Annotated in this window: 30 protein-coding genes; 13 read left to right on the top strand and 17 right to left on the bottom strand. The window is 70.0% G+C overall.

Going from position 1 to position 24473, the window contains the following annotated elements; all coding sequences use genetic code 11:
• Positions 1-194: 194 nt before the first annotated feature.
• Both ABEA24_RS27395 and ABEA24_RS27390 read right to left on the bottom strand, forming a co-directional pair.
• Positions 195-1781 carry an nSTAND1 domain-containing NTPase gene (locus ABEA24_RS27395; protein WP_345434003.1) on the bottom strand — a complete coding sequence of 529 codons (1587 nt, stop codon included), beginning with the start codon at positions 1779-1781 and terminating at the stop codon, positions 195-197.
• 178 nt (positions 1782-1959) lie between these two features.
• Entirely contained in the window at positions 1960-2160 is a 201-nt protein-coding gene (locus tag ABEA24_RS27390) for a hypothetical protein (RefSeq protein ID WP_345434002.1), read from the bottom strand.
• A 132-nt stretch (positions 2161-2292) separates the two neighbouring features.
• On the opposite strand from ABEA24_RS27390, the gene fxsT reads away from it, so the two are divergent.
• Complete coding sequence (fxsT, locus tag ABEA24_RS27385; protein WP_345434001.1) at positions 2293-4794, top strand: FxSxx-COOH system tetratricopeptide repeat protein; 2502 nt, start codon at positions 2293-2295, stop codon at positions 4792-4794.
• Positions 4795-5146: 352 nt separating this feature from the next.
• On the opposite strand, the gene ABEA24_RS27380 is transcribed toward fxsT, so the two are convergent.
• The 3 genes from ABEA24_RS27380 to ABEA24_RS27370 all read right to left on the bottom strand — a co-directional run bounded on the left by ABEA24_RS27380 (position 5147) and on the right by ABEA24_RS27370 (position 8551).
• Complete coding sequence (locus tag ABEA24_RS27380; RefSeq protein ID WP_345434000.1) at positions 5147-6655, bottom strand: HEXXH motif domain-containing protein; 1509 nt, start codon at positions 6653-6655, stop codon at positions 5147-5149.
• Positions 6656-6909: 254 nt separating this feature from the next.
• On the bottom strand, positions 6910-8133 hold the full coding sequence (locus tag ABEA24_RS27375) for a cytochrome P450 (RefSeq protein ID WP_345433999.1): 1224 nt from the start codon (positions 8131-8133) through the stop codon (positions 6910-6912).
• Positions 8075-8551 (bottom strand): hypothetical protein, encoded by a 477-nt coding sequence (locus tag ABEA24_RS27370; protein ID WP_345433998.1) that lies wholly within the window; start codon positions 8549-8551, stop codon positions 8075-8077. The genes ABEA24_RS27375 and ABEA24_RS27370 overlap by 59 nt, the downstream gene beginning before the upstream one ends.
• A 59-nt stretch (positions 8552-8610) precedes the next feature.
• Between ABEA24_RS27370 and ABEA24_RS27365 the strand changes: the two genes are divergently transcribed.
• Positions 8611-9219: a TetR/AcrR family transcriptional regulator gene (locus tag ABEA24_RS27365; RefSeq protein ID WP_345433997.1), complete on the top strand. Its 609-nt coding sequence runs from the start codon at positions 8611-8613 to the stop codon at positions 9217-9219.
• A 3-nt stretch (positions 9220-9222) separates the two neighbouring features.
• Here the strand turns inward: ABEA24_RS27365 and ABEA24_RS27360 are convergent, their stop codons facing one another.
• Positions 9223-9738 (bottom strand): hypothetical protein, encoded by a 516-nt coding sequence (locus ABEA24_RS27360; protein WP_345433996.1) that lies wholly within the window; start codon positions 9736-9738, stop codon positions 9223-9225.
• Positions 9739-10040: 302 nt separating this feature from the next.
• The gene (locus ABEA24_RS27355) at positions 10041-10742 is read right to left on the bottom strand and encodes a choice-of-anchor P family protein (RefSeq protein ID WP_345433995.1); all 702 of its coding nucleotides are present in this window, start codon (positions 10740-10742) and stop codon (positions 10041-10043) included.
• 310 nt (positions 10743-11052) lie between these two features.
• Between ABEA24_RS27355 and ABEA24_RS27350 the strand changes: the two genes are divergently transcribed.
• Positions 11053-11499 (top strand): group II truncated hemoglobin, encoded by a 447-nt coding sequence (locus tag ABEA24_RS27350; RefSeq protein ID WP_345433994.1) that lies wholly within the window; start codon positions 11053-11055, stop codon positions 11497-11499.
• An 11-nt stretch (positions 11500-11510) separates the two neighbouring features.
• Here the strand turns inward: ABEA24_RS27350 and ABEA24_RS27345 are convergent, their stop codons facing one another.
• The 4 genes from ABEA24_RS27345 to ABEA24_RS27330 all read right to left on the bottom strand — a co-directional run bounded on the left by ABEA24_RS27345 (position 11511) and on the right by ABEA24_RS27330 (position 14921).
• Positions 11511-12023, bottom strand: a complete 513-nt coding sequence (locus ABEA24_RS27345) for an FBP domain-containing protein (protein WP_345433993.1) — start codon at positions 12021-12023, stop codon at positions 11511-11513.
• Positions 12024-12063: 40 nt separating this feature from the next.
• Complete coding sequence (locus ABEA24_RS27340) at positions 12064-12837, bottom strand: glycosyltransferase family 2 protein (protein ID WP_345433992.1); 774 nt, start codon at positions 12835-12837, stop codon at positions 12064-12066.
• A 66-nt stretch (positions 12838-12903) separates the two neighbouring features.
• Positions 12904-13440, bottom strand: a complete 537-nt coding sequence (locus ABEA24_RS27335) for a flavoprotein (protein WP_345433991.1) — start codon at positions 13438-13440, stop codon at positions 12904-12906.
• A gap of 20 nt (positions 13441-13460) precedes the next feature.
• Positions 13461-14921: a helix-turn-helix domain-containing protein gene (locus tag ABEA24_RS27330; RefSeq protein ID WP_345433990.1), complete on the bottom strand. Its 1461-nt coding sequence runs from the start codon at positions 14919-14921 to the stop codon at positions 13461-13463.
• A gap of 91 nt (positions 14922-15012) precedes the next feature.
• Between ABEA24_RS27330 and ABEA24_RS27325 the strand changes: the two genes are divergently transcribed.
• From ABEA24_RS27325 to ABEA24_RS27310, 4 genes are all read left to right on the top strand, one after another.
• Positions 15013-15294 (top strand): ubiquitin family protein, encoded by a 282-nt coding sequence (locus tag ABEA24_RS27325; RefSeq protein WP_345433989.1) that lies wholly within the window; start codon positions 15013-15015, stop codon positions 15292-15294.
• The gene (locus ABEA24_RS27320; RefSeq protein WP_345433988.1) at positions 15291-15482 is read left to right on the top strand and encodes a hypothetical protein; all 192 of its coding nucleotides are present in this window, start codon (positions 15291-15293) and stop codon (positions 15480-15482) included. Before ABEA24_RS27325 ends, ABEA24_RS27320 begins: the two co-directional genes overlap by 4 nt.
• Positions 15483-15665: 183 nt before the next feature.
• A complete protein-coding gene (locus tag ABEA24_RS27315) occupies positions 15666-16253 on the top strand; it encodes an RNA polymerase sigma factor (protein WP_345433987.1) in 588 nt (195 codons plus the stop codon).
• A gap of 2 nt (positions 16254-16255) precedes the next feature.
• On the top strand, positions 16256-17263 hold the full coding sequence (locus ABEA24_RS27310; protein WP_345433986.1) for a CU044_5270 family protein: 1008 nt from the start codon (positions 16256-16258) through the stop codon (positions 17261-17263).
• 144 nt (positions 17264-17407) lie between these two features.
• Here ABEA24_RS27310 and ABEA24_RS27305 read toward each other — a convergent pair whose 3' ends face one another.
• A complete protein-coding gene (locus tag ABEA24_RS27305; RefSeq protein ID WP_345433985.1) occupies positions 17408-17908 on the bottom strand; it encodes a hypothetical protein in 501 nt (166 codons plus the stop codon).
• Between the two features lie 120 nt (positions 17909-18028).
• A complete protein-coding gene (locus tag ABEA24_RS27300) occupies positions 18029-18484 on the bottom strand; it encodes a serine hydrolase (protein ID WP_345433984.1) in 456 nt (151 codons plus the stop codon).
• Here ABEA24_RS27300 and ABEA24_RS27295 point away from each other — a divergent pair.
• The gene (locus ABEA24_RS27295) at positions 18483-19034 is read left to right on the top strand and encodes a DUF6886 family protein (protein WP_345433983.1); all 552 of its coding nucleotides are present in this window, start codon (positions 18483-18485) and stop codon (positions 19032-19034) included. The genes ABEA24_RS27300 and ABEA24_RS27295 overlap by 2 nt on opposite strands.
• Positions 19035-19086: 52 nt before the next feature.
• Here ABEA24_RS27295 and ABEA24_RS27290 read toward each other — a convergent pair whose 3' ends face one another.
• Together ABEA24_RS27290 and ABEA24_RS27285 are read right to left on the bottom strand one after the other, a co-directional pair.
• Positions 19087-19422, bottom strand: coding sequence for a hypothetical protein (locus tag ABEA24_RS27290; protein WP_345433982.1), 336 nt, complete (start codon positions 19420-19422; stop codon positions 19087-19089).
• 98 nt (positions 19423-19520) lie between these two features.
• The gene (locus tag ABEA24_RS27285) at positions 19521-19811 is read right to left on the bottom strand and encodes a hypothetical protein (RefSeq protein ID WP_345433981.1); all 291 of its coding nucleotides are present in this window, start codon (positions 19809-19811) and stop codon (positions 19521-19523) included.
• A gap of 27 nt (positions 19812-19838) precedes the next feature.
• Here ABEA24_RS27285 and ABEA24_RS27280 point away from each other — a divergent pair, with 27 nt between their 5' ends.
• A complete protein-coding gene (locus ABEA24_RS27280; RefSeq protein WP_345433980.1) occupies positions 19839-20063 on the top strand; it encodes a hypothetical protein in 225 nt (74 codons plus the stop codon).
• 43 nt (positions 20064-20106) lie between these two features.
• Here the strand turns inward: ABEA24_RS27280 and ABEA24_RS27275 are convergent, their stop codons facing one another.
• Positions 20107-20499: a hypothetical protein gene (locus tag ABEA24_RS27275; protein WP_345433979.1), complete on the bottom strand. Its 393-nt coding sequence runs from the start codon at positions 20497-20499 to the stop codon at positions 20107-20109.
• Between the two features lie 131 nt (positions 20500-20630).
• Between ABEA24_RS27275 and ABEA24_RS27270 the strand changes: the two genes are divergently transcribed.
• Positions 20631-20819 (top strand): sigma factor, encoded by a 189-nt coding sequence (locus ABEA24_RS27270; RefSeq protein WP_345433978.1) that lies wholly within the window; start codon positions 20631-20633, stop codon positions 20817-20819.
• A gap of 211 nt (positions 20820-21030) precedes the next feature.
• Positions 21031-21375: a hypothetical protein gene (locus ABEA24_RS27265; RefSeq protein ID WP_345433977.1), complete on the top strand. Its 345-nt coding sequence runs from the start codon at positions 21031-21033 to the stop codon at positions 21373-21375.
• A gap of 121 nt (positions 21376-21496) precedes the next feature.
• On the opposite strand, the gene ABEA24_RS27260 is transcribed toward ABEA24_RS27265, so the two are convergent.
• Positions 21497-21934 (bottom strand): hypothetical protein, encoded by a 438-nt coding sequence (locus ABEA24_RS27260; protein WP_345433976.1) that lies wholly within the window; start codon positions 21932-21934, stop codon positions 21497-21499.
• 211 nt (positions 21935-22145) lie between these two features.
• Between ABEA24_RS27260 and ABEA24_RS27255 the strand changes: the two genes are divergently transcribed.
• Both ABEA24_RS27255 and ABEA24_RS27250 read left to right on the top strand, forming a co-directional pair.
• On the top strand, positions 22146-22736 hold the full coding sequence (locus ABEA24_RS27255) for a dihydrofolate reductase family protein (RefSeq protein ID WP_345433975.1): 591 nt from the start codon (positions 22146-22148) through the stop codon (positions 22734-22736).
• 79 nt (positions 22737-22815) lie between these two features.
• Positions 22816-24396, top strand: coding sequence for a serine/threonine-protein kinase (locus tag ABEA24_RS27250; protein ID WP_345433974.1), 1581 nt, complete (start codon positions 22816-22818; stop codon positions 24394-24396).
• Positions 24397-24473: the final 77 nt, after the last annotated feature.

Here is a 24473-nt window from a genome sequence, read left to right as displayed (position 1 = left end):
CCTGCCGGGGACACCGACGGCCGGTGCTTGCGGCCGCCCGATGCGCGGACCCCTGGTACACGACGATCGGCTGCCCGGCCGTCGCCGAGCCAGTGTGCGAACGCCGACACACGACAACCGACCTGACCGGCCAGGGCTCGGACGTCGACGTACGGAAGCCGGCCCGGTCCTCGGAGGCGGGCCGACCGGGCGGATCAGGGGAAGCGTTCGCCGAACTCGGCGCGGATCCGGCCGTGCAGGATGCGTGCGTCGTCGTCTTCGGCGGCCGTCATGACGGGGCCCAGCATCGCGGCCGCCGCCGCGGGGTCGCCGGCGTCCGCGAGGGCTCTGGCCAGTTCGGTCTTCATCGTGCGGTCGGCGGGCATGCGTGCCACGGCGGACCGGAGCAGGCTCAGCCCGCCCGCCGAGTCGCCGCGTCGCAGGGACACCCGTCCGATCGCGGCGAGCATCACGCCGACCGCCGCCTGGTCGCGCCGGGTCTCCAGCAGCATCACGGCACGCTGGTAGGCGTCCTGGGCCTGGGCGAGGTCGCCCTGTGCGAAGGCGATGTTGCCCAGGACGGTGTGCGCGTCGATCTCCACGCCCACGTCGCGGGCCGGGGACTCGGCGGCCTGCCGGGCCTGGTGTTCGGCCCGTTCCGGGTCGCCGTCCGCGAGGGCGTCGAGGGCGGCGCGCAGCCGTTCGGCGGGCGCGACGAACGGCGGATCGAGATCGTCGGCGCGTCGTGCCAGCCGTACGAGCGGTCGCAGGATGCGGTCGCCGTGCGGCGTGTAGTGGCGGGCGTCGCCGCTCGTCCGCAGGACCCAACGGTCGGTCAGCGCGTCGAGAAGGGTGTGCGGAACGTCGGCGCCGTCACCGGGTGCCACGGTGCGCGGCGTGCCGTCCGGAGAGACGAAGGTCCGCGCGATCCAGGCGCAGAGCCGTGCCGCGTCACGGTCGAACGTCGCGGCGACGGCCGAGACGGCCGCCCAGAGTGCCTCCTCGAGGGCGTCGTCGGCGTCCGGTGGTGAGTCGACGAGCGATCGCCCGGCCGCGGGCCGGTTCCGCCACATGCGCGCGCAGACGGCCTGCAGCTGCCATGGGCTCACCGCCGGCAGGCGCCGGTGCGTACGGGCGCCCGCCTCGTCGACGAAGCGTGCGGTGGTGAGGTCCTCCACCATCGCGTCCGCCACGGCGGCGGGGATGGTCCGGCCCGTACGGTCGAGGGGGCGCCGGATCGCGTCGGACGCCGCGGCGGGCGAGAGTCCCTCCAGCTGAAATCGCGCGGGTACGAGGGGATGGAGCTCGGCCAGCAGCGCGTCGACCCGGTCGTCACGGACGCTGATCAGCAGGTGCACGTCCGGGGCGGCCGCCAGGGCGGCCAGGAACTCCCGGCGCTCGTCGGCGCGCTCTCCCCGGAAGAGGTCTTCGGCCTGGTCGATCGCGACGAGGGCGGGTGCCGAGCGTCGCACGGCGTCGCGCAGGAACCGGCCCACCGCGGTGGCCGGGAGGGAGGCGCCCGGCGCGAGCGTGCGCAGGAGGGTGCGGGTGAACGGGTTCCCGGCGGGAAGCGCGGCGTCGGGGACGATCGGACCGCGGGCGACCCGCCCCACGGGGAGAACGTTGGCGCCGCCCCGGTCGAGACGCGGCATGACGCCGGCCTGCAGCAGAGAGGTCTTTCCGACGCCCGGCGGCCCGTGGAGAATGGTCAGCCGCTCGGTGCGCCAGAGATCGGTGACGGCGGTGGTCTCGTTCGCGCGGCCGGCGAAGAGCAGATCCTCGTCCACGCGGAAAGGACGCATACCCGGAAACGGGCACCAGGTATCGGACGCCGTCAAATCGTCGGCGGACATGACCGGAACCTCGGCACGGTTGTCACCGCAGCAACAATAGAGGAATGCGCCGCCTCGCCGCGCCGGTTATGACGACCCCCGCATCGAACCGAGGGCATGAACGGCGGCTTGGGCGATTCCATGCTCATCACCACGGATCGGGCGGCGCCTCGAAGACCCCCACGGGAGGCTGGCCACCGTACAGCGGATCGGCCGGATCCGCGTCGGCGGCCAGAATCCGAGCAAGAGACTCAGCCCGACAAGACGGCTCAAGTGTATCGATTTCGGACAGAGATAGATCCGTCAAATCGGTCACCTCGGTCTCGACGTCGCGCGGAGATTGCGCCATCGCGGCCTTATCCCCCCTTCCCACTCCAGGGCAATCATCACCGATGAAGGAAGCCTTGACTACTGTCCAGGGAGCTCGAGATGAGAGCATTCCCGTCTACCATGAAGATGTGCTGATTTCCCTGGAGCGAATATGACCGCCTCGGGCGACAGACCCCAGGTGTGGGGCCGCGTTCCTCCGCGCAACAAGGACTTCACCGGGCGCGATGACGCGCTGACGCAGCTCCGTCAGGGGATCAGCGGCGTCACCGCCGTCCTGCCGACGGCCCTGCACGGGCTCGGCGGTGTCGGCAAGACGCAGATCGCCATCGAGTACGCCCATCGCTTCAAGGGCGAATACGACCTCGTCTGGTGGATCCCATCGGACCAGCCCCTGCTGATCGCCTCGTCGATCGCCCGCCTCGCGCCGCACCTCGACCTGCCGAAGGCCAGCGAGACCAGCGTGGCGGAGGCCGCCGAGGCCGTCATCGAGGCCCTGCGCAAGGGCGATCCGTACGACCGGTGGCTGCTCATCTTCGACAACGCCCACGATCCCGAGTCGATCATGGAGTTCATCCCGGACGGGCCGGGCGAGGTTCTGATCACGTCGCGCAACGTGGCGTGGAGCAACGTCGTCCGCACGCTCACCGTGGACGTCTTCTCCCGCGAGGAGAGCCGCCGTTTCCTCGACCGGCGCGTTCCGGGCATCGGCGGCAGCGACGCGAACGCGCTCGCCGACGCGCTCGGCGACCTGCCGCTGGCCCTCGACCAGGCCGGCGCGATGCAGTCCGAGACGGGCATGCCCGTCGACGAATACCTCGAGCTGCTCCAGCACCAGACCGGCAAGCTCCTCGCCGAGGGCCGGCCCATGGCGTACGACGTGCCGCTGACGGCGACGTGGACGCTCTCGGTGTCCCGGCTGCGCGAAGAGCAGCCCGACGCCGTGGAGGTCCTGTACCTCCTGGCCTTCTTCGGGTCCGACCCGATCCCGCGCGACGTCCTCGGCGCCGGCCGGGGCACGCTCGAGTCGCCGCTGTCGGACATCCTCTCCGACCCGCTGCGGTTCAGCAGGGCCGTCGGCGCCCTCGGCCGCTACGCGCTCGTGCAGATCGACCGGGAGAACCAGACGCTTCAGGTCCACCGGCTCATCCAGGCCCTGCTCCGCGAGGAGGTGAGCGAGGACGACCGCCGGCGGTTCCGGCACAGCGTGCAACGGCTCCTCGCCGCCGCGGCCCCGAAGGACCCCGACGACGCCGGCACCTGGCCGCGGTACGCGCGGCTGCTGCCGCACGTCCGGCCCGCCGAGGCGGTCCAGGCGACCGACCACGACATCCGCTACTTCATGCGGGCCGTCGTGCGCTACCTCTACCAGTCCGGCGACGCGCCGGCCGCGTACGCCCTCGGACGCGAATGTCTGGACCTCTGGTCCGCCGACCCTCAGGCCGAGCCGTGGGACCTGTGCGCGATCAAGCGCCACCTGAGCATCGCGCTGCGGTTCATCGGCCGCTACCGCGAAGCGTTCGAACTCGGTTCGGAGGCCCTGGCAGAGGCCGAGCAGCGGCTCGGGCCGACCCATGAGGAAACCCTGGTGATGGCGATCAGCCACCCCACGGACCTGCGCGCCATCGGCCAGTTCGCCGAGGCCTACCGGCTGAGCGAGGAGGCGGTGACCCGCAGCCACTCCGTCTTCGGCGACACGAACGAGCGCTCCCTCAAGGCCCAGAACAGCCTGGCGCTCGACCTCACGCTGATGAGCCGCTACCGCGAGTCGGAGGAGCTCATCAAGAACGTCTACAACACGATGCGCGACACGTACGGCTCCGCGAACCACCCGACGGCCCAGATTTTCATGAACAACCTGGTCCGCGTCATCCGGCTGCGCGGCGACTACGCGGAGGCACGCGAGCTCGGGGAGGACATCTACGCCGTCGGCGTCGCGACGCTCGGCGCCGACCACCGCACCACCCTCCGGGCCGCCAACGACCTCGCCATCGCGATGCGAAAGGCGGACGGCGGCACCGACGAGGTGGTGGAGTACGCCGAGGACCTCGTGCGACGCTACCGCCGGCTGCTGGGCGACCAGCACCCCGACAAGCTCGCCGGCGACGTCATCCTGTCCAACGTCTACCGGGAGGCCGGCAGGCTGGAGGAGGGCCTCGCCTGCGCCGAGCTGCTCACGCTTGCCTACGGCGAGGTGTACGGCCCGGACCACCCGTACACCCACGGCTGCCGGGGCAACCAGGCACTGCTGCAACGGCTGTCCGGCCGTGCGGCCGAGGCCGGCGACCTGCACCAGTTCGTCATCGAGCGGCTGACCGCGCTCCTGGGCGCCGATCACCTCTACACGCTGACCAACTCCTTGGGCCGCGCCGGCGACCTCGCGGCGCTCGGCGAGGTCAACGCCGCGGCCGACCTCGGTGAGGCCACCCTGCAGCGGCTACAGGCCCTCCTCGGCCCGGATCACCCGATGACGCTCGGCGCCATGGCGAACCTCGCCCTCGACGTCGCCGCACTCGGCCGCGACGAGGAATCCGTGAAGCTGCGGGAGGACGCGCTCGCGCGCATGCGGACGAGGGTCGGCGGCGGGCACCCCACGCTCCGCCTCGTCGCAGGCGGCGAACGCCTCGACTTCGACTTCGACCCGCCGCCGATGTAGCTCGGGCTCCCGGGACCGACGACCGGCCCGGCCTTCACCGCCGGGCCTACCCCAGTCCCGGCCCGCCCAAGGGGTCCAGCCTTCGCCGAACCCACGCCGGTCCCCGGCCGAGCCTGCGCCGGTCCCCGCCGGTCGCTGGCCGGTCCCACGGAGTCCGGCCTCTGTTGCCGGGCCTATGCCGGGCCGCGGCTCGCCGCCGCGCGACGTCGCGGGCGGACCAAGTGGCCGTCGCGATGCCCTTGCCGCGGCCGGGCGCGCGTAGCGCGGCAGAGGGCAGCGCGGACGCCGAGCCACCCCGCCGGTCCAGGGGGATTCGGCCTCCGTGGCCGGGCCTTCGCCGACCCGGCCGGGGCTATGCCGGTCGCGGGCGGTCCATGGGGGTTCGGCCGGTCCACCGTTCGAACCGGCGGCGGTGTTCCTCGGCGGCGAGACCGGCCAACTCGGTGGCGCGGTCCGGCACGGTCTCGTGCTGGAGGTCCTGCAGCGTGGCCAGCATCCCATCCAGGAACCGGTGCCCGAGCGGCGTGAGAGCGGCACTGTCGCGGATCACCTGGGCGGTCTCGGCAGCCGCGTCCCGCCACCGGACGAACTCCGCGTGTGCGGCGTCGCCGCCGTGCAGGTGCCGTTGGCGACGCCAGAAGGCGGCCACGCCGAGATGCGCGTACGTGCCGTGGAGCAGGCCCGTGATCGGGCGCGGGTCCTGGCGCCACGGCGCGTAGTAGCGCCGGTCCGAGTCGAGCGAGACCAGGTCCACGAGATGGAAGAGCCCCGTGAGCTTGGCGTGCTGGACTTCGTGGACCAGGGTGGCGGCGAGTGACAGCCCGTCGCGTGGCAGGGCCAGGGCGACGCACCCGGGTGTCGTGCGCGAGGTTCCGCTGGCAGGCCAGCCGGTCGGCGTCAGGGGTGCCACGACCGACAGCAGCGCACGGATCTCTTCCGCGACCTCGGAGTGGTGGGTGCGCAGGATCGTCCAGGCGTCCTGGATCACGGTCGACCAGTGTGTGATCTCCCAGGCGCTCAGCCGAGGTGCGAGCGTGCTCCCCGGGACGAATCGGTACGGATCTAGGTCGTCGATGAGCAGACGGAGCGTACCCGCCGGATGATCCGCGGTGATGACGCGCAGCCCCTGCCAGCCGGCCACGTTGCGGCCCGGGTCGGCCGGGATCTCGACCCGCCGCCGCGCCCCCGTGACCCGCGCCCCGTCGGGGCCGACCTCGATGCGGCACTCCGGTCCGTCGACGAGCGCGCGGCCGAGTGAGGGGAGCAGCAGGCCGCCGTGCCCCGTGGCCAGTGTCGTCTCGTAGGGAAGGCCCGCCCTGACGGCCGCCGCGGCGGCCAGCGCCGCCATTCGGTCCGAATGCGCGCCTCCGCCCGCATACAGGGCTTGTGCGTCTGCATCCCCGTACAGGGCTTGTGCGTCTCCGCCGCCGTTCAGCGCTTGCGCGTCACCGCCGCCGTACAGGACTTGGGCGTCTCCGCCCGTGCCCAGCGCTTGCGCGTCACCGCCCCCTGGCAGGGCTTGGGCATCTCCGCCCGCGTGCAGCGCTTGGGCGTCGCCGCCCCCTGGCAGGGCTTGCGCGGCACCACCCGCGTTCTGGGCCCGCAGGGTCGCCAGGGCCCAGGCGCCCACGGCCGGATATCGGATGACGGGGTCGACACGGTCCGGTGCGGCCTGATGCATTCTCGCCAGGGCGCGGAAGGCGTCCTTGGCGGTTTCGCTCGGCGTCGCGTCGGCGACCGCTTTGAGGAGTACCAGGTGCCGTCCCCGGGCGGCGGAGACGAAGAGCCGCCCCGCCTGTGGCCCACCTCGTCCGGCCGCGAGGTCGTCGAACACCGTCTGCGGAAGGACCAGCCGCTTCATCGCGCGACCAGCCTGGTCGCTCCTCTCCTGGACCCGTCATGACGACAGCCGGCCTCCCGCCGGCCCGAAACGCCCATGATGCCCTTGAGCCTCCCCGAGACGACACCCCACCCTTTTGAGGATGCACCGGCTGATATCTACACGTAAAAACTAACTGTGAAACTTGCAGCCCGACACCGGCGTGGTCGGAGCGTTGCAACCGGTCGTTCGACGGGGCCCACCGGAGGGCCCCGTCGGGTCGTCGGTCCGGGGCCTCAGGCCACCGTGATCGGGAGGTGTGCCGGGCCGCGGAGGTTCATGCGGCCGTTCCACACGACGTCGCCGTCGAGTGCCAGGTCGGGGAAGCGGGCCGCCAGGCGCTCGAAGGCGACGCACGCCTCCATCCGGGCCAGCGACGCCCCGAGGCAGTGGTGCGGGCCCGCGCCGAACGACACGTGCTGATGCGCGTTCTGCCGGTCGAGGCGCAGCTCGTCGGCGTCCGGTCCCCAGAACCGCTCGTCGCGGTTGGCGGCGGCGAGGCTCGCCATCACGAAGGCGCCGGCGGGGATCTCGACGTCCCGTACGGTGATGGGTTCGAGGGTGATCCGCCTGCTCGCCTGGACGGGGCTGTCGTAGCGCAGCAGTTCCTCGACGGCGTTCGGCACCAGGTCGGGATTCTGGGCCAGCGCGGCGAGCCCGCCGGGGTGGCGTAGGAGCGCGAGCGTCCCGCCCGCGATGAGGTTCACGGTGGTCTCGTGGCCGGCGATGTACAGCAACAGCGTCTGGGCGACCAGTTCGTCGTCGTCCAGCACGGCGCCCTCGTCCTCCGCGTGGATGAGAGCGGTGAGCAGGTCGTCGGCGGGGTTCGCACGCTTCCACGCGATCATCGCGGCGGCCATCTCGGTCAGCTCCACGTTGGCGTCCGCGACCGCCCCGGCGAACTCCGGGTCGATCACCGGCTCCAGGGAGCGCACCACCAGTCCGGTCAGTTCGCGGAGCCGTTCGTGGTCGGACGGCGGCGTGCCGAGCATCTCGGCGATCACCGCGAACGGCAGGGGGAACGCCAGCGACTCCACCAGGTCCGCCTGTCCCGCCCGCGCCACCTCGTCCAGCATCCCGTCGACCAGGGCGGTGACGCGTGGCCGCAGCGCGCGTACGGCCCGGGGCGTGAACGCCTTGGTCACGAGCCTCCGCAGCCGGGTGTGGTCCGGCGGATCCCGGTCCAGCATGGACAGCGCGCTCGCCCGCGGCGACCGCGACCCGTAAATGGCCTCGCGCAGCTGCCGCAGCGGCCCGTCGGCCACGTTGTCGTCCTCGACCGACAGGCCCGCCCGCAGCAGCCATGAGACGTCCTCGTACCGCGTGAGCAGCCAGAACCCGAATGGGTGCTCGTACACCGGCGCGGCCTCCCGCACCGCGGCGTACTGCGGATAGGGGTCGTCAGTGAAGCCAGGCGCGAACGGGTCGAAGAGCGGCGCAGAAGGCGGACTTTCGGGCATGACTGATCCCCTTCACCTCTTGGTGCGGACGGTATGACATCAGGCCGGTGGGGTCCACGCCGGTCGCGCTGAGCACGGTGTGCCGGAAGCGGGCCTGTCCCTCGGCGAGCGCGGGGTGATCGGCGTACTCCTTCAGCAGGCGCCAGAACGCCGGATACACCTCGGCGACCGCGGCGAGCGCGTCGGCGACCGCCACCCTCGGATCGCCGGACGTCTCCTCGATGGCCGCGTCCAGGCCGGTGTAGGCCGCAGTGAGGTAGCGCCGCTGGACATCGCGCAGGAAGTGATCGAGGTCCCCGTACTCGGCGACCAGCTCGGCCTGCCGCTCCGTGAGCGCTCGCGGCCCCTTCTTCTCGAACGCGGCGGCGACATCGTGCACCAGCCGATACCTCCGCCGAGCCCGGTCCCACTCGGTCATGGCACACTCACCTACTCATCGTCGGTCACATACACAGTGTATGTGGATAGACTTAGAGTATGTCCGGTGTCAAGAGCCGTCGTGAGCTGTACTCCGAAGCCACGAAGGCAGCGCTCCTCGAAGAGGCGACCGCGCTCTTCGCCGAGCACGGATACGCCGGGACGTCCCTGGAACAGGTCGCCGCGGCCAGCCAGGTCACCCGCGGCGCGGTGTACCACCACTTCGCCGGCAAGCAGGCCCTCTTCGAGGCCGTGCTGGAGGCGCAGGAGAAGCTCGCCATGGAGGAGATCGCCTCCGCCGCCGCAGGCGCGACCGACCCATGGGAGTCCGCACTCCTCGGCCTGGACGCCTTCCTCGACAAGTGCTGCGACCCGGCGTACGGGCGGCTGGTCTGGCAGGAGGGGCCGACCGCGCTCGGCTGGCACCGCTGGCGGGAGTGCGAGCAGGAATACGCCTACGGCGTGGTCGAGCGCTTCGTGCGCGGTCTCATCGAGGCGGGTTACTGGCGGGCGGCGGAGAGCGTGGACACCACGGTCAGGTTCGCGTTCTGGATGCTGGGCGGGGCCGGTATGGCGCTCACCGAGACGCCCGAGGCCGACAGGCCCCGGGTTCGCGATGAGTGGTCCCAGCTGATCCGCCGCACTCTCAGCGGCCTGCGAAGCCAGTGATCGTCAGCTGAGCGCTGCCTCCAGCGTGCGGCGGATGTCCCACTCGTGGTGGTACGCGTCGTGCGCGTTGGTGGCCGCCACATCCGCCGTACGCTGCTCGCCGCGGTCGGGATGCCGTAGCACGACACCGGCCTCCATCGCCCGCTCCACCGCCTCCACCCATGTCGCCGCCGCGTGCCGCAGCGACCACAGCGCGCCGGCCACCGGAACCCGGTCGTAGACACGCGCCCGGGCGAGCAGCCCGTCGTCATAGCCGGTGATGTCCCCACCGCCGCCGAGCGCCGCGGCCATCAGCCGCTCGGCCCAGATCCGCAGGTTGTCGGTGACGTGACAGACGTACGCCCCGGCGGTCCAGGCGAGGTCCGGATGGCGGAGCGCCGCGTCCCGCCCGTCGAGCAGCGCGGCGTATCGCCCCGGTACGGCCTCCACCAAGGCGACGTTCTCCTCGTACGTCATCGACCAGTCGTGGCCGCACTCCCGGCACGGATCGCCGAAAAGCGCCCTGCCCCACGCGTTCACCGTGGCCGCTCCACGAACCGGACGCCGACTGCGGAAGCCATCATCGTCCCAACCTACGGCCGGATAGCCGCTACCGGCAGGTCTCACCGGCCGGGCCAATGCCGCGCTCGGCGCTTCCGGCCTCGGCGTACGGTGACGCGCGAAGGCACACGCGGTCCGTCCGTGGCCGCCCGGAGAGTCGCGAGTACCAGGCGTTCCGGGCCGTACGGGACCGCGATGGCGCATCACCGGCGATGCGCCCGCCCGGCGCCGGGAGGGGACCCGTGCACTGATCCCCTCCCGAGGCCGGGCCGTCGCCGGGCTCAGCCGGTGACGGGCAGGTCGCCGGGGACGGGGGTGGGCTTGGGCGCCTGGCCCGGAGGTGTGGTCGGGCTGGTCGGCGCCGGGATCGGCTTACCGGTGGGCTGGCCGGGCGGCGGGGTGGGCGGCTGGCTGGGGGTGCCGGAGCCCCCGGCATCACAGGTGGCGGAGGAGACGCTGATGGTCTGGGCGTCGGTGAGACGGACCTCGATCGCGGTGACGGTGAGGCTGCCGTCCGGGTTGCGGGTCTGCTTGTTGAGCGTGACCCCGACGGTGCCCAGTCCCTGGACGGGAACGCTCAGCGCGCTGTTCGGCGCGGCGTACACGGCGAGCCGGTGGTCGCCGATGCGCGCGTCCGCCAGGCGGGAGACGCCGCGGCCGCCCTTGCAGGTGGCGGTGACGAGGTGGGCGGTCAGGGCGGCCTTGGCGATCTCCAGGTCGACCACACTGGCGCGGGCGTACGCGGGCTTGGCGGTGACGTGGAGGACCTTGACGTCGATGAGGGGGTTGGCCGGCAGGCTCACCAGGCTCTTGTCGGCGGTGGCGGTGACGGCGGGGGTCTGCGGGATGGCGACCAGACCGGTGGCGGCGACGCCGTAGGCCGAGCCTGTTCCGGTCGCGGCGGAGGCGGTGCCGGTCAGGGCCAGCGGCGTGGCCAGCGCACCGGCGATCGCCGCGGAAGCGGCAAGACGCGTCAAGCGCAAGGTGTCCACTCCTTCGGGGGGAAGACGTCCGCGTGGGGAGCGCGGATCGGACGCGGCCGTCCTGTTCCGGCGGACGGCCGAGGGGAGACACCGCCGAACGCGGCCGGGACCGTACGTCGTCCGGCAGATGCCTTCCGCCCTTCCCATACGCGCGACCCCGGTCTCGGGTTGCACGCTCGACCGTCTCAACGGCGTTTCAGTATTCGATGTGCCTTGCAGGCCATGGCCGGGCGAACGCGGATATGCCACATTGATGGCCCGCCCACCACTCGCCCTGAGAGCTTCTCCTCAGCCGCCTGGAGGTTTTGGCATGCCGAGCCTTTTTGAACACGCCGGCGGAGACGAGCCCCTCCATCGACTCGAAGAGATCTTCTACACGAAGGTCCTCGCCGACCCTTCGCTACGGTCTCTGTTCCCGGAGCGCAGGCCGCATCACGTCGAGCATCTGGCCTGGTTCACGGCCGAGTCCTTCGGCGGGCCCGACCGTTTCACCAGCGAGCTGGGCTTCGAGTACATCATCCGAGTGCACCGCCACCTCGACATCACCGAGGAGCAGCGCCGGCGTTTCGTGACGCTGTACATGGAGGCGCTCGACGAGGCCGGCCTGCCCGACGACGAGGGCTTCCGCGCGGCGGTACGTGAGCACATCGAGTTCGGCTCGCGGGTCGCCGTACAGAATTCACGGGCCGAGACCGACGCCGATCTGCACCCCATCCGTCAGGTCCCCCGCTGGACATGGCCGGGGGACGACGCGTAGTCCGGACGAGGTCAGGCCCGCGTCTTCTCGCGTACGACCTCGTCCAGGAAGGCGTCCAGGTTCGTGCGCATGCGGTCGATCTGCTCCTCGAGGCTGAGCGACTCGGTGAACCGCGTGACCAGCGCCGACTTCTTCTTGCCTCGTACGTAGAGGGGGCAGGCCAGGTCGCCGCAGATGTACGTGCCGACCGTGTTGCCCTCACGCCCGGCGGCTCCCGCACGGCGCGCGACGAAGAGGGAGACCCCCGACCCGGCATGTGACGTCAGGCAGAGGGAGCAGACGGTCGTCTTCGCGAGGCTCCTGCGGGTCTCGGACGAGACGCGGAACGTGACACCGATGAGTCCGCCGTCTCTTTCGGCGATCAGATAGCCGCGGTCCGGCGCTCCCGGGTCCCGCCAGCCGAGGAAGTCCAGGTCGTCCCATGGCAGATCGGCCAGACCCCGAGGCAGGTGAAGCTTGCGCGCCTCACCCTTGGAACAGTTGACGAAGGAGCCTCGTATGTCGCTCTCACCGATCGGTCTCATGGACCGCAACCTAACGAGCGGAACGCTAGATGTCGCCTGATTAATCGGCATATCGCCTGGCAGGCGGCCGGTCAGACCCGTACAGCGCGGCGAGGGCCGCCGCGCGCTGCTCGACGATCCGGACGCGAGCGGTCCACTCCGCCCCGTCGACGTGGGCCGCCTGGCCGGTGGCCTGACCGTGCCACTTGCGGTACAGCATGCTGGGCTCGGCGGTGAAGTAGCCGTCGCTCACCGCGTCGACGGCGAGCAGCAGGCCGGTGTCCTCCGAGGCCGGTAGCGCCATCCACCCGCCGAGCGCGAAGAGTAGCTCGCGGCGGACGCACAGCGTCGCGGGGACGACCGGCAGCCGATGGCCGCGTTCCTGCCACTGCCGGAGAAGCGTTCCGCTGGCGAGCCGGCCTGCCGGCGGGCCACCGTCGACTCCCACGCGCGAGCCGTCGGGAAGCAGATCGAGCGCACGGGACGTCGCCCACGCGATGTCCGGATGGCGCTCCATGACGTCGATGTCGCGAGCAAGCGCACCGGGCGTCAGCAGGTCGTCCGCGTCGAGCACCTTGACCAGCTCGCCGCGGACACGGGACAGCGCGAGCGTCCGCGCGGTTCCCGCCCCTCCCCGCCGCCCGTGGCTCGGGCTCACCCGCGGATCCTCGGGCAGCAACGCGGCGACGTCGCCCGTCTCGCCGTCCTCCTGCACCACCCACTGCCACGCCCATCCGGCCGGAAGCTCCTGCCCGAGAATCGACTCGTACGCGGCACGCAGGAACTCCGGAACCGGCTCGTACGCGGCCGTGACGATCGAGATGACGCGCGTCATCGCCCTCCCGCCGTTCGACAGTGCCGTAAGATCCTCCCGAATTTCGGCGGAATGCGCGCAGCGCGGTCAGACGGTCGCGCGGGTCGTCATCTCCTCCACCTGGAGCAGGGCCGACAGCCACGGGAAATGATCGATGCGCTCACCGCCCGTGCCGGGAGGATGAGGCTCGAACTCCCCCGGCCCGAACAGCACGCGAATCCCCTCCGCCCGGAGTTCGTCGACGCTGTGGAGGAAGGCCCGGCGTCCCGCCAGCGCACTGTTCACGAAGGGCAGCATGACGACGGGAATCCCGAGCCCCGGCGCCTCGGCGAGGATCCCGAGCGCATAGGTGTCGCTGATCCCGGCCGCCGTCTTGTTGATGGTGTTGTACGTCGCGGGCGCGACGATGACGGCGTCGGATCTCGGCGAGCGGGGCTGTCCCGGCTTCCGGTAGGCGCTGCGGACCGGCCGCCCCGTCCGCGCCTCGAGGTCGGCGACGTCGATGAAGTCCAGTGCCGCCGGGGTGGCGATGACCTGAACGTCCCATCCCCGCTCCTGAGCCAGGCCGACCAGCCGACCGACCTCACCGGCCGGCCCGGCGCCGCAGACAACGACGGACAGCACGCGAGCGCGACGCTCCTCAGTCACAACCGGACCCCGATCTGCGTGGCGAACTCGGTGACGCGCCGCTTGGCACTCGGCGGCGACGTGGCATGGAGGTCACGAAGGAGTCGGTGTACGGCCGGGCGCGCCGATACCTCTTCGGGCGCGAGCCGCTCGGCCACCCTCAGGATCTCGTACGCCTTCTCGTGCCTGCCCCACTGGACAAGAGCCCGAGACGTGTCGATCAGCAGGACCGCCTTGCGTTCCGTGGTGGGAACGCGGTCCAGGTCGACACGGCGGGCTTCAGCGATCGCCTGACCCGCGTCGCCGAGTGACGCGGAGATGTTCACGCGGTGTAGTCGAACGTTGGTGGGCCCGAACGCGGTCCACCGGTAGTTGTGGTCTCCGCCGAGTCGACGGGCGGCGCCTTCCGCCTCGTCCAGCATCGTGGACACGGTGGCGCGATCGTTGCGGCGCCCGGCCGCCTCCGCTCCGCGGAGGAGGAGTATCCCGTACACCGACAACGATTCGGGGGTGTGCTCGCCAATATCGCGATCCAAGCGGACGGCGAAGGAACTGGCCATCGTGGTCGCCGCACCGAAATGACCGCCCTCGACCAGTCTGTTCGCGATTGAGCGCGAGCTGGACGCTACGGTGACGGGATCTTCACTACGACGGGCGGCCCGCATGCTGTGATCCGCCGCAAGCCAGGCCAGTCCCTCATCCCCGAGCTTGCGCAGAACACCGGCCGCCACCTGGTACGCCTCTGCCGACAACGTGTAGGCACGGCGGCTGTCGTCTCCGTCCAGCACCTCGCACGCGGCCTGCAGATCCGCGAGAAGGCCGGGCAGTGTCCCGGTCAGAGTCGAGTAGCGACACGCCTGGTAGTCGCGTTTCGCCGAGGCGACGCGCGCCCTCAGGGCGCTCAGGTCCAGGTGTGCGGCTTCCGTACGAGCGCCGGATCCGTCGGGATGGCCGGTCAGGGCTGTGACGAGGGTTTCAACATGATCCCGGGCCATGGAGTCGCCGGGAAGGTCGGCGAGAACGGCCTCGAAGAGGCCTGCCGCCGCGAGACGGTGGAACGTACGCCTCTGCACGGACTCGCCATCCTCGTCGCTCGCGTACGGACTCCCCCCAAGTGAACCGAAAAGTGACGGATCAGCCAACCACCCGGAGGATCCGGGTTGCGGCGGCGTGCGGAAGGACCGTGGGGCGAGGCCGAGGGTCATCCGCGCGTCGTCCGGCATGTCCAGGCCGTCGGCGATGCGCTCGAACACCTCCAGGGCGAGCACCTGCCGGCCGCCTCGCTTCATGTACTCGCTGACCTTGCCCTGGGTCATGTCGCACGCGGCCGCGATCTGTGTCTGGCTGGCCCCGATATATTGGCGGACAAGACGGAACAATTGCCCGATATCCCGCCGCGCTAAGGCAGCCAGCACCTCATCGCCATTCCACAGCGATGGAGGGATCTCTAACGTCTTCAAGGCCCACCACCTCGGCACGGATATATGCCGTCCACTGCGGATCCTATATCCCGTGGTGGGATAACGCCGGGTAATAGGCACCCCCTCGACACAGGTCGATGTTTGACCCATGGAAAATCACCGGAACGACTCCGCGAAGGTCCTGCTTCTCGTCGAACTCTGCCGGGAGCTCGCGAAGCTGGGCATCGGCGCCGGTCTGAGCGACGCGCGTCCTGCCCTGTCAGTGCGGCGCGGCCCGGCCGACCGGAACGTGTGGATCTCGCTCGACGGCTCCGGCGAGTCGTACGTGTGGGGCCGCGACGATCACGCGGTCGGCGACCCGGCCGGTGCTGCCGCCCGGATCGCGGCGTACCTGAGGAAGCGGGATGACCGGCCGGATCCGAGGCCGTGAGCACGGACGCCATCGGCATTCTGCGGAGACGGTTCCCCGGGCTGGTCTTCTGGTACGGCCGGCACACCGGCTCCTGGTGGGCGTTGATCCCACCTCCGGCCGGGTGGCGGCTGGTCGAGGCCCTCGACCCCGACGAACTGACACGAGCCGTCCTCCAGTGCGCTTCCTGGCCCTGGCCGCCGACTTGATGCGGAGGTCGGAGACAGCGGTCAGCAGATCTTCCGGCGCAGTGGTGATATAGGACGCGGTGAGTCTTTCCGCAGGCCACAGCCCCACCGTGATCGCGTGAACCCGATCGGCCGGTTCGGGAGACAGGGGGTGACAAGACTGCCCCGCAGTGAAAGGCGTGAGATGTCCCAAGGAATTTCGACGTGACGGCGGCCCGTCCGGTCGGTAAGGAGTTCGACGACGCGGAGCTGATCGTCGCGTCGTACAAGGATCCGGAGACGTTCGCGACCCTGTTCGACCGTTACGCCGACGACATTCATCGCTATGCGGCGCGCAGGGTCGGTACCGCACACGCGGACGACATCGTCGCCGAGACGTTTCTGGTTGCCTTCCGCCGTCGTACGTCCTATGACACGACCCGCCGGATGGCCCGCCCATGGCTTTACGGGATCGCCACCAATCTCCTTGCCCGGCACCGGCGCGAGGAAGAACGACTGTACCGGGCGCTGCAGCGGACCGGTGTCGACCCACTGCCCGAACCGATGGCCAATGCCGTCGTGGCGCGCGTCGCCGCTCAGTCACATCACCGGGCCCTCGCGGCCGCGCTCGCCGGCTTGAAGCCGCGTGACCGCGACACGCTGCTGCTGCTCGCGTGGGGCGGCCTGACATATGAGGAGGTCGCAGAGGCCTTGGACGTGCCGGTCGGCACGGTGCGCTCCCGCATCCACCGCGCGCGCAAGAAGACACGCGAGGCGCTCGGCACCACCACTGACCTGATCGATGGGGACTGACGATGGACGACCTGAAACTGCTCGCCGAGCTGCGCAGCGACACCCCGCCGATGACGACCGAGACCGCTCGCCTCGCCCGCGCACGGCTGCTCGCCACCGCGGCCGAGGCGGAGCGGCGGACCGTCCCGGCTCATGCCGGGCGTGCCGGAGTCACGCGCCGCCGGTTGTTCCGCGTCGCCGTTGCCGGGGGCCTCGTGACTGCAGCCGCCGCCACGGGCATCGCCGTGGCCGGAAACACGGAGAAGCGCACCGACCACAGGAACCCGGGACCCGGCGTCCCGTTGCGGGGAACGCCGGTCGCCAACGTCGTCGACCTGGCCGACCGCGCCGCGCAGGCAGCTCGCACGAGGCCGTTCACCGCCCCCAAACCAGAGCAATGGATCTACATCCAGACGCGCAGCGCCCCCATGGCCGACCCCGGCGAGCCGAACGGCCCGGTCGCCTCCCGCCAGCGGCGCACCACAGCACAGTGGATCCGGGCCGACGGAAAACAAGAGGCGACCGTCGACTCGAACCGGAAGCTGACGATCGACGACCTCCTCCCGGCCGAACCCCGGTTCGATTACCCCTATCTCAGCAGCCTGCCCACCGACCCGGACCGACTGCTCGCCACACTGCGCGCATCGGCCGACGAACCTGTTGGGCCCCGCGACGTGGCGGTGTTCAGCAACATCGGCGTGTTCATGCGCAACGGCCTCATCCCGCCGCAGGTGCAGGCCGCGCTCTTCCAGGTGCTGCCGCGCCTGAAGGGTGTCCAACTGGTCCGCCAGGCCACGGACGCCGCCGGCCGTACCGGAGTCGCGTTCGCGATCATCGAGGAGGGCTACCTGCGCGATGAACTCATCCTCGACTCGCGCACCTACCGCTACCTCGGTGAACGATCGATCGTGATCAAGAACCACGTCAGCCACGGCGACGACGGCGACCTGCGCAGCCGCAAGGGTGAAATCGTGCAGTGGGCAGCGCAGACCCGGATCGGCGTCGTCGACAAGCCGGGCCAGCGGCCCTGACCGACCGCACGGGCGGGCGGGTGCCGCGATCACCGCATCGCGGCGCCCGCACCAACACGTCGCCGCACGACGTGCCCTCGGGCTCGCTCGAACCAGCGACCGAATGCCACTGCTTCTCGCGTTCGCCGTCATCCTCCCGAACGCTCATGAGGTGGGGACGCCACTGACCGGCGGTAGGGGGCCGCGTCGCAGGTGAGGGTCCGCCACGCCCAGCTCCCTCCTGGCCGTCTCCATGAACGCGTGCCGAAGCTCCCCCTTGGACGTCTTTACCGGAGCCTCGGCGCGTACGAGGCGGTGCAGGGCGAGCGTGTAATCGTGGGCGGCCTGGGCGACTTCGGCGGAGCACACGAGTTCGCAGGCCTTCTTGGCCAGCCACAGCCCATGGAGCCGATCCATGACCTCGTCGTCTTCGGGACGACGCCCGGCGAAATCGTGGCCGTCGAGGAGCAGTTCGACGCTCTGCGCGGCGGACAGGAAGCCCAGGATCGCCTCCTTCCGCTCGCCTCGCTCGGCGACCAGCTGCTCCCGCTGCTGACGACGCACGTCGACCCGCGTGGTGAGGTACTGGCCTATCAGAGTGCCGCCCGATCCGAGAGCCACACCCGCCAGCGGCAACAACGTCGCGTACCACGTCACGACCGCCATGTTCCGACAATGAGCGCGTCCGCGCCACTCGACGAGGGGTCGCCTCATCGGCCAGGGAGGGGCCGAGCAGAACGCGGTCGGCCCCTCCCCACGGCGTGCCGTGAAGCGCTCACCGGCGAATCAGGCGATCGGGCGGATCAGGCGGGCGTTGACCGATTCGATCGGCACGAGCCGGTTGGTCAGGACGACGCCGACCTGACCAAGATCCGGCCGAGTGATCAAAGACGCTGCGGCACCCGGCCCGCTCCCGGGATGGCCTGCGGCGTCCTTGGCCGGGTTCAGCAGCCAGCCCAGCCCCATCCGCGCACCCGCCTCGTGGGGTACGGCGTGCGGCCTCAGGGCCTCTCGTACCAGCTCACCGGGGAGCAGCGAGGACCACCCGTGGCCGAAGCGTACGAGGCCCGCGGCGGTGGTCCACAGGCCGCCCGCCGCCGGGACGGTGCACAGCCTCGTCGGCTCCGGTCGCAGCGAGCCGTCCTCGGCCAGGCGGTGGAACCCTCGATTTTTCGCGGACGCGGGGCACGCCGTCTCATTCGCGGGCGGCAAGCGGCAGTGCGCCGGTATGAAGGTGCTCATGCGACCGGAGCCAGGACAGGTGCTGCACTTCTCCGAAGACCCGACGATCACCAGATTCGTCCCGCACGTCGCCGCCACAGCACGGCAACCGGAGCCGTACGTGTGGGCGGTGGATCACGGCCGCGCCCCCGACTACTGGTTCCCGCGCGACTGCCCACGCGCGATGACCTGGGTCGGTCCCACCACAGCGAACGCGGACCGCGAACGGATCATCGGCCCAGGCGGCGGCACCCGTCTCCACGCGATCGAATACCGCTGGGTCACCAGATTGCTCGACGCGCGGCTGTACGCCTACCGGCTCCCCGCCTCATCGTTCCGGCCGATCGGCGAACCGACACCGTTCGCGATGGTCTCCACCGAACCGGTCGAACCTCTCGGCCCTCCCGAGCGAGTCGGCGACCTGCTGAAGCTGCACGAGACCGCGGGCATCCAACTCCGCGTACTCGACAACCTGTGGGAGTTCTGGGACGCCGTCACCGCGAGCACCCTGGAATTCAGCGGAATCCGCCTCCGCAACGCCCACCCTCGCCCCACGCCCCGCGACCGCTGACCGTTGTGTTACGACGGCCATGGGATGTCGCCAGCACTCGTCGTGCGCGTCGTCATCCGCGATGGTCGAGGAACTCATCCACAAGCGCGAAGAGCAGGTCCAGTGCGGCTGCGTCGGCTTCCGGATTCAGATTCCGAGCGTCTTTCGGCCCGGCCGGCTCGACCAGATGGAGCACCAGCGCCCACCACACGAGGCTGTTCTCGAATTGGCCCAGCTTGGCCGACACAAGCCAGTCACGGAAGCCGTCCAGCATTTCTCCTCCACTCATCGTGTCGCATCCCTGGATGAAGGCGACAGCGGTGGCGAAGGACACCGGATTTGGCAGGTACATGCCCGGACGTCTGCTGAAGAGAGTGAACATCTCTCTGTAATCCGTCACGTAAGCCATGCCCCATCCTGGCATCCCGGCGCATCAGCAGAGACTCCCGGAGCCGGAGGTGCCCCTGGCGGCGGCTATCAGAGCTCGGGGCCCGGCGGGGAAAGGCGTCAGGCGTCGGACACGGCCCAGTACTCCGGCGGCGGATCGACGAGTTCCGGGCGCTCCCGCCAGTACGAGTCCCCGTGGATCTTCAGCATCGCCCAGTGCCACGAATGGTCGTGGAAGACGAGCCCGCGGTACGGCGCGTCGCTCGCCTCGTAGGGATAGTGCTCGAGAGCCGCCGCCTCCGCCTCGACCGGCGTCAGATCTCCGTACCGCCGCATCACCCACGCGTAACCACGACGCTCCGACTGAAGGCAGGCGAGATACTCGTCCTCGTCCCAGGCATGCCAGGCCATGGCTCCACTGTAGGGAATGATGATCGGATGGCAGACTCGTGGTCCATCCGCCACTTCTCCCAGGCCAACCCACAAGGCCCAGGACAGGCGGACGTCCCCGCCCTTTTGCGACGGGTCGCCGACGCGGTAGAGAAGCTGGGGCCGGTCGAGGTCCAGGACATCATTCTGCATAACGAGATCACAGCGGATGGTCCCTGGCCGAGCCTCACCGTCTACTTCCATCCGACGCAGCCGCAGGACAACGTGCCCTGACCTGGGGGGCGCATCCTTGTCATCTCGACCGCGGCCGAGGTGATCAAGCTTTTGCCGTAGGTCGATCCGTACCGCTGGCGCCGCGGTCGTCCACGCGGCGGTCCCGGACATCAGGTCGGCCGCCGAGGTGTCGGCCGTCGACGACCTCTACGTGGGTGATCGTGACGATCGTTTTCCCTGCTGGATCCACGTCCAGGCTCAGCAAGGCGATCGGCTCGCCTTCACGTTCGACCACCGTCATCGCCGGGCTGGGAGTGCCAAGTGGTGCGGTCAAAAGACAGCGCGGACCGCAGGAGGGACAGCGGCCGTAGAAGAGCAGGTTTTTGAAAGTCGTAGTGAAGGATTCCGCGGCGCCCTCAACGCTCAGTGCCTGAACGATGTCGGAAACTAGGCCGGGAAAGACATCCGCCAGACGGGGACGCCGATCCGAAGTCACGATCCAAACGATACGCGTCCATGGAAGGGCCATGCGGCGGGGCGAGTACGGGTCGGTCCGGGGCGCAGACGGGGTCAAAGAGCGTGATCAAGCCCGGCGAACGTTCGTGGGCGTCGTGTTAGCGTCGGCGGGTGTCCGATACGAGCGCGCTGTCGGCCGAGGAGCGGCACGACCTGGAAGCCGCTCGTAACGGGGATGGGGCCGCGTTCGCCCGGCTGGTCGAGCCGCATCGGGCGGCCCTGCACGCGCGCTGTTATCGCATGCTGGGCTCGGTACATGACGCCGAGGATGCGTTGCAGGACACCCTGCTCGGTGCATGACGGGGGCTCTGCGGCTTCGAGGGGTCATACTGGATTGGTGCTTGATCTGGTCCGTATCGATCTCCCAGGGAGGGGTTCGGGCTTCACGCTGCGGCAAAGGGCCGTGTGGCGGATGGAGCAGGTGGAATTCCTCGGGTGATCTCGATGCGATCCCGTGGTCAATCCGCGAGAGCTACCTCAGCTAACGAGAAATCCGGCCCAAGGAGCACAGGTGGACGGAAGTGATCCGCACATTCACGTTCAACTGGACGTGATCCACGCCGACGCCGCCGTCCGCAACATGATGGCATCCACCTTCGGCCTCGCCGGCGACCTGCCCAGTGTCGTTACCACCGGGTGCAAGCTGAAGGTGCCGTACGCGATGACCTCTCCACGGCCAGAGAGCGTCACATGCCTGGCCTGCCGCGAACACGCCCACCGACAGCACCTCCGCCTCGCCGAAGAGGTCGAGCGTTTTGGCCGTATGCCAGGAGCGACCATCAGCAGCGCTCAGGCCACCCTGGCCGCAGAAAGGCACCGCGAGCTCGCGAAGAGGTTCGCCGACACCGGTCGCTGACCTCGAAACCGAGAGGATGTCCCTACGCCACGGACGACGGGACATCGCACTCGGCGCTCCGATCGACGGACCGTACGGCCGACATCAAGGTCGTTGCGTCCGCTGCGAGCCCACCACCAGTTCAACGAACCTCGGCGGCAGCCGCTCGTACAAAGTCTTCGACTCGTTGCTCTGTACGCTCGCCGTGCTCCATCAGCTCGGTTGCGTCATTGGCCTGGTGAATCCGGGCCACCGCGTCGAGGGAGTGGTCGGCAGGTTCGATCAGCCGGGGTTCGTCGGCCAGGAGCTGGACGCGGTATCTCGCCCGCAACGCCAGGGACCGGAGACGTCCTTGCTCGACCTCGAACCGCTCCGGCAGCGGATGGATGAGCTCACCATGACGGTGCAGCCATACCTGCAACTCTTCGTGCCGGTACGCCATCACCGCCTCGGCGAAGGCGCTGTACGCCGACACACGATCTCGCCGCAGCCGCTCATCTCGCGCGAACTGCTCGGCGCGCCCGGCGGTTCGACGCTGGAAGACATAGGTCAGAGCCGAGCCGAGCAGGGTCCCGACCACCGCGACCAGACTCGTAAGCGCACCACTCACACCGACAGTGGATCACATCGATTTCACGCCTGATCGCGCCGGGCGTGGCGAGGCGGCGGAGAAGGCGGGTCGGCCATGGGATCGGCCCGTACGTCCCCTGGTCGGTTCGCTTCTGTCGATCTGGCGGTCTGTCGTTCGTGTAGGTCATGAGGCCGACGAACGACGACGAAGGAGACACGACATGGGCAAGGTCATCGTGATCGAGCACCTGACGCTTGATGGTGTGATGCAGGCGCCGGGCCATCCCGAGGAGGACCCGCGGGACGGCTTCCGGCACGGCGGCTGGGCGATCCGGAGCCAGGACCCGGCCATGCAGGAGGTGATGGGGGCGCACATGTCGAGCACGTGGTCCCTGCTGGCCGGCCGGGTGACGTACGAGCGCTTCGCGGACTACTGGCCCAAGCAGGCACCGAACCCGTTCACCGAGGCTCTCGACCGCGTCCAGAAGTACGTGGCGTCGACCACCCTGACCGAGCCGCTCGCCTGGCAGAACTCCACACTCCTCAACGGCGACGCCGCCGACGCGGTGAGCCGCTTGAAGGAGGAACTGCCGGAGAACCTGGTGGTGTTCGGCAGCGGAGAACTGGTCCGATCGCTCCTGCCACACAACATCGTCGACACGTTCATCCTTCTGGTCCACCCGCTGGTGCTCGGCTCCGGTCGCCGGCTGTTCCCGCACTCCGGCTCGGACCTGTCGGCGTTCCGACTCGTCGATTCCACGACGACCGGCACCGGAGTGCTCATCGCCACGTATCAGCCTGCCGGAGGTTGATCAGGCCCCATCTCCGGCACGGTGACCGGCTTCGGCTTCCGCGGCGGGCTGAGTGGTGCCTGAGCGATATCTTCCCGGCATGCCAAGTTCCGCGGAACGGACCATCGCAGGGCGTTACCGACTGCTGGACTCGCTCGGCCGCGGCGGGATGGGGATCGTCTGGCACGCTCGGGACGAGTACCTCCAGCGGGACGTCGCGGTGAAGGAGATCCTGCTCCCCGACGGTCTGGATGACGCAACCCGTGCGGGCTTGCTCGAGCGGTTCGTTCGTGAGGCGAGGGCCGCCGCCCACCTCGATCACCCGGCGATCATCAGTGTGTACGACGTGGTCACCGAGGACGACCTGCCATGGATCGTCATGCGGCTCGTGCGTGGCGGGTCCCTCGACCAGCTGGTCCGCGAACACGGCCCGCTTCCCCCGGACCGCGTCGCGACGATCGGCCTGCAGATGCTCGACGCGCTGGACACCGCCCACGCCGCGGGAATCCTGCACCGGGACGTCACGCCGAGAAACGTGCTGGTCGGCGATGACGATCGCATCGTCCTGACCGACTTCGGCATCGCGGCGATGGAGGGTGCGACCGCGCTGACCCAGACCGGGGCGCTGATCGGATCGCCCGGGTACATTGCGCCGGAACGCCTACGCGGACGCCCGGCCGGCCCCGAGTCGGACCTGTGGTCGCTTGGCGCCGTGCTCCACTTCGCCGTCGAGGGCGGGCCCGCCTACACTGCCGGCGAGATCCCCGCCCTGATCGGCATGGTCCTCACCGAGGAACCTGAGCCGCCGACTCGGGCCGGACCTCTCGCGCCGGTCCTGAAGGGTCTCCTGATCAAGGATCCGGCCACACGGCTGACCGCCGAGCTCGCACGGCGGCGCCTGCGAGCGGTGACCGAAGCAGGCCCCGCGCTGGGGGAGCTCACCACGTTGAACCCCGCGTCCTGGCAGCAGCCCGCAACGTACGAGGCATCGGAGAACCCTCACAGCCCGGTGCCGGTACAGGCCGCGTACTCAGGCGGCCCGCCTCCACCAGGTCCCTACCGGGCGGCGATCGCGCCGAACGTCGCGGGCCCCTCCGCCTTCGCCCCGGGCACGCGCCCGGTCAGGCCGAACTCGGCGAAGGCATCGAGGATCGCTTTGATCTGTGCACTCGTGGCGTTCGTGGCTGTGGCCGGCGTCGTGGTGAACGTGGCCTGGAACCCGTTGCGCATCATCAGCGAAGGGAAATTCTCCGCGGCTCCGGCCTGCGGCGGGATCACCCCGGCCGTCCTCGACAAGGTGATCCCGCAGCCACGTCACGCGGTCGGCGACCACTGCGAATGGTGGAGTCTGGCCAATGCGAACCTCGACCTCCAGGTCCTGTCCACCACCCGGTACACCCGGTCCTTGTGGCACTCGGCGGAAGACCGCGCCCATTCCAAGATGAACGAGCTTCGCAGTGCCGACCCGGCGAGAAACGAGTTGCCCGTCGGCGACGAGTTGGCCGTCACCGAGGAATCCGGCGAAGACATGAACGCCAGCGGCGCGACCATCGTCTGGTTCCGGGTGAGCAACCTCGTCGTGAAGATGATGCTCACCAGCCCGAAGGGCTCAGCGGCCGCGTACTTCGGGGTGATCGACGCTGCGCGCGGCACTGCCGGCTCCCTCGCGAACCACCACTGACCGCCTTGGCGACTCTCGCCGAGGCTCGCAGGGGTCAGAACAACGAAGAGTCTCGGCGATGAGCCGACGAGGGCGGG

This window comes from Actinoallomurus vinaceus (assembly GCF_039542055.1).
GTDB classification, from domain to species: Bacteria; Actinomycetota; Actinomycetes; order Streptosporangiales; family Streptosporangiaceae; genus Actinoallomurus; species Actinoallomurus vinaceus.
This window is presented reverse-complemented; position numbering and strand designations above follow the sequence as displayed.

Excerpts from the sequence above, each read along its gene's own strand:
- ABEA24_RS27380 (WP_345434000.1), bottom strand. The coding sequence starts at position 6,655 with ATGAAGCGGCTGGTCCTTCCGCAGACGGTGTTCGACGACCTCGCGGCC.
- ABEA24_RS27285 (WP_345433981.1), bottom strand. The coding sequence starts at position 19,811 with ATGGCCTGGCATGCCTGGGACGAGGACGAGTATCTCGCCTGCCTTCAG.
- ABEA24_RS27300 (WP_345433984.1), bottom strand. The coding sequence starts at position 18,484 with ATGAGCACCTTCATACCGGCGCACTGCCGCTTGCCGCCCGCGAATGAG.
- ABEA24_RS27390 (WP_345434002.1), bottom strand. The coding sequence starts at position 2,160 with ATGGCGCAATCTCCGCGCGACGTCGAGACCGAGGTGACCGATTTGACG.
- fxsT (WP_345434001.1), top strand. The coding sequence starts at position 2,293 with ATGACCGCCTCGGGCGACAGACCCCAGGTGTGGGGCCGCGTTCCTCCG.
- ABEA24_RS27365 (WP_345433997.1), top strand. The coding sequence starts at position 8,611 with ATGTCCGGTGTCAAGAGCCGTCGTGAGCTGTACTCCGAAGCCACGAAG.
- ABEA24_RS27395 (WP_345434003.1), bottom strand. The coding sequence starts at position 1,781 with ATGCGTCCTTTCCGCGTGGACGAGGATCTGCTCTTCGCCGGCCGCGCG.
- ABEA24_RS27280 (WP_345433980.1), top strand. The coding sequence starts at position 19,839 with ATGGCAGACTCGTGGTCCATCCGCCACTTCTCCCAGGCCAACCCACAA.
- ABEA24_RS27250 (WP_345433974.1), top strand. The coding sequence starts at position 22,816 with ATGCCAAGTTCCGCGGAACGGACCATCGCAGGGCGTTACCGACTGCTG.
- ABEA24_RS27305 (WP_345433985.1), bottom strand. The coding sequence starts at position 17,908 with ATGGCGGTCGTGACGTGGTACGCGACGTTGTTGCCGCTGGCGGGTGTG.
- ABEA24_RS27295 (WP_345433983.1), top strand. The coding sequence starts at position 18,483 with ATGCGACCGGAGCCAGGACAGGTGCTGCACTTCTCCGAAGACCCGACG.
- ABEA24_RS27290 (WP_345433982.1), bottom strand. The coding sequence starts at position 19,422 with ATGGCTTACGTGACGGATTACAGAGAGATGTTCACTCTCTTCAGCAGA.
- ABEA24_RS27350 (WP_345433994.1), top strand. The coding sequence starts at position 11,053 with ATGCCGAGCCTTTTTGAACACGCCGGCGGAGACGAGCCCCTCCATCGA.
- ABEA24_RS27255 (WP_345433975.1), top strand. The coding sequence starts at position 22,146 with ATGGGCAAGGTCATCGTGATCGAGCACCTGACGCTTGATGGTGTGATG.
- ABEA24_RS27375 (WP_345433999.1), bottom strand. The coding sequence starts at position 8,133 with ATGCCCGAAAGTCCGCCTTCTGCGCCGCTCTTCGACCCGTTCGCGCCT.
- ABEA24_RS27345 (WP_345433993.1), bottom strand. The coding sequence starts at position 12,023 with ATGAGACCGATCGGTGAGAGCGACATACGAGGCTCCTTCGTCAACTGT.
- ABEA24_RS27310 (WP_345433986.1), top strand. The coding sequence starts at position 16,256 with ATGGACGACCTGAAACTGCTCGCCGAGCTGCGCAGCGACACCCCGCCG.
- ABEA24_RS27325 (WP_345433989.1), top strand. The coding sequence starts at position 15,013 with ATGGAAAATCACCGGAACGACTCCGCGAAGGTCCTGCTTCTCGTCGAA.
- ABEA24_RS27370 (WP_345433998.1), bottom strand. The coding sequence starts at position 8,551 with ATGACCGAGTGGGACCGGGCTCGGCGGAGGTATCGGCTGGTGCACGAT.
- ABEA24_RS27340 (WP_345433992.1), bottom strand. The coding sequence starts at position 12,837 with ATGACGCGCGTCATCTCGATCGTCACGGCCGCGTACGAGCCGGTTCCG.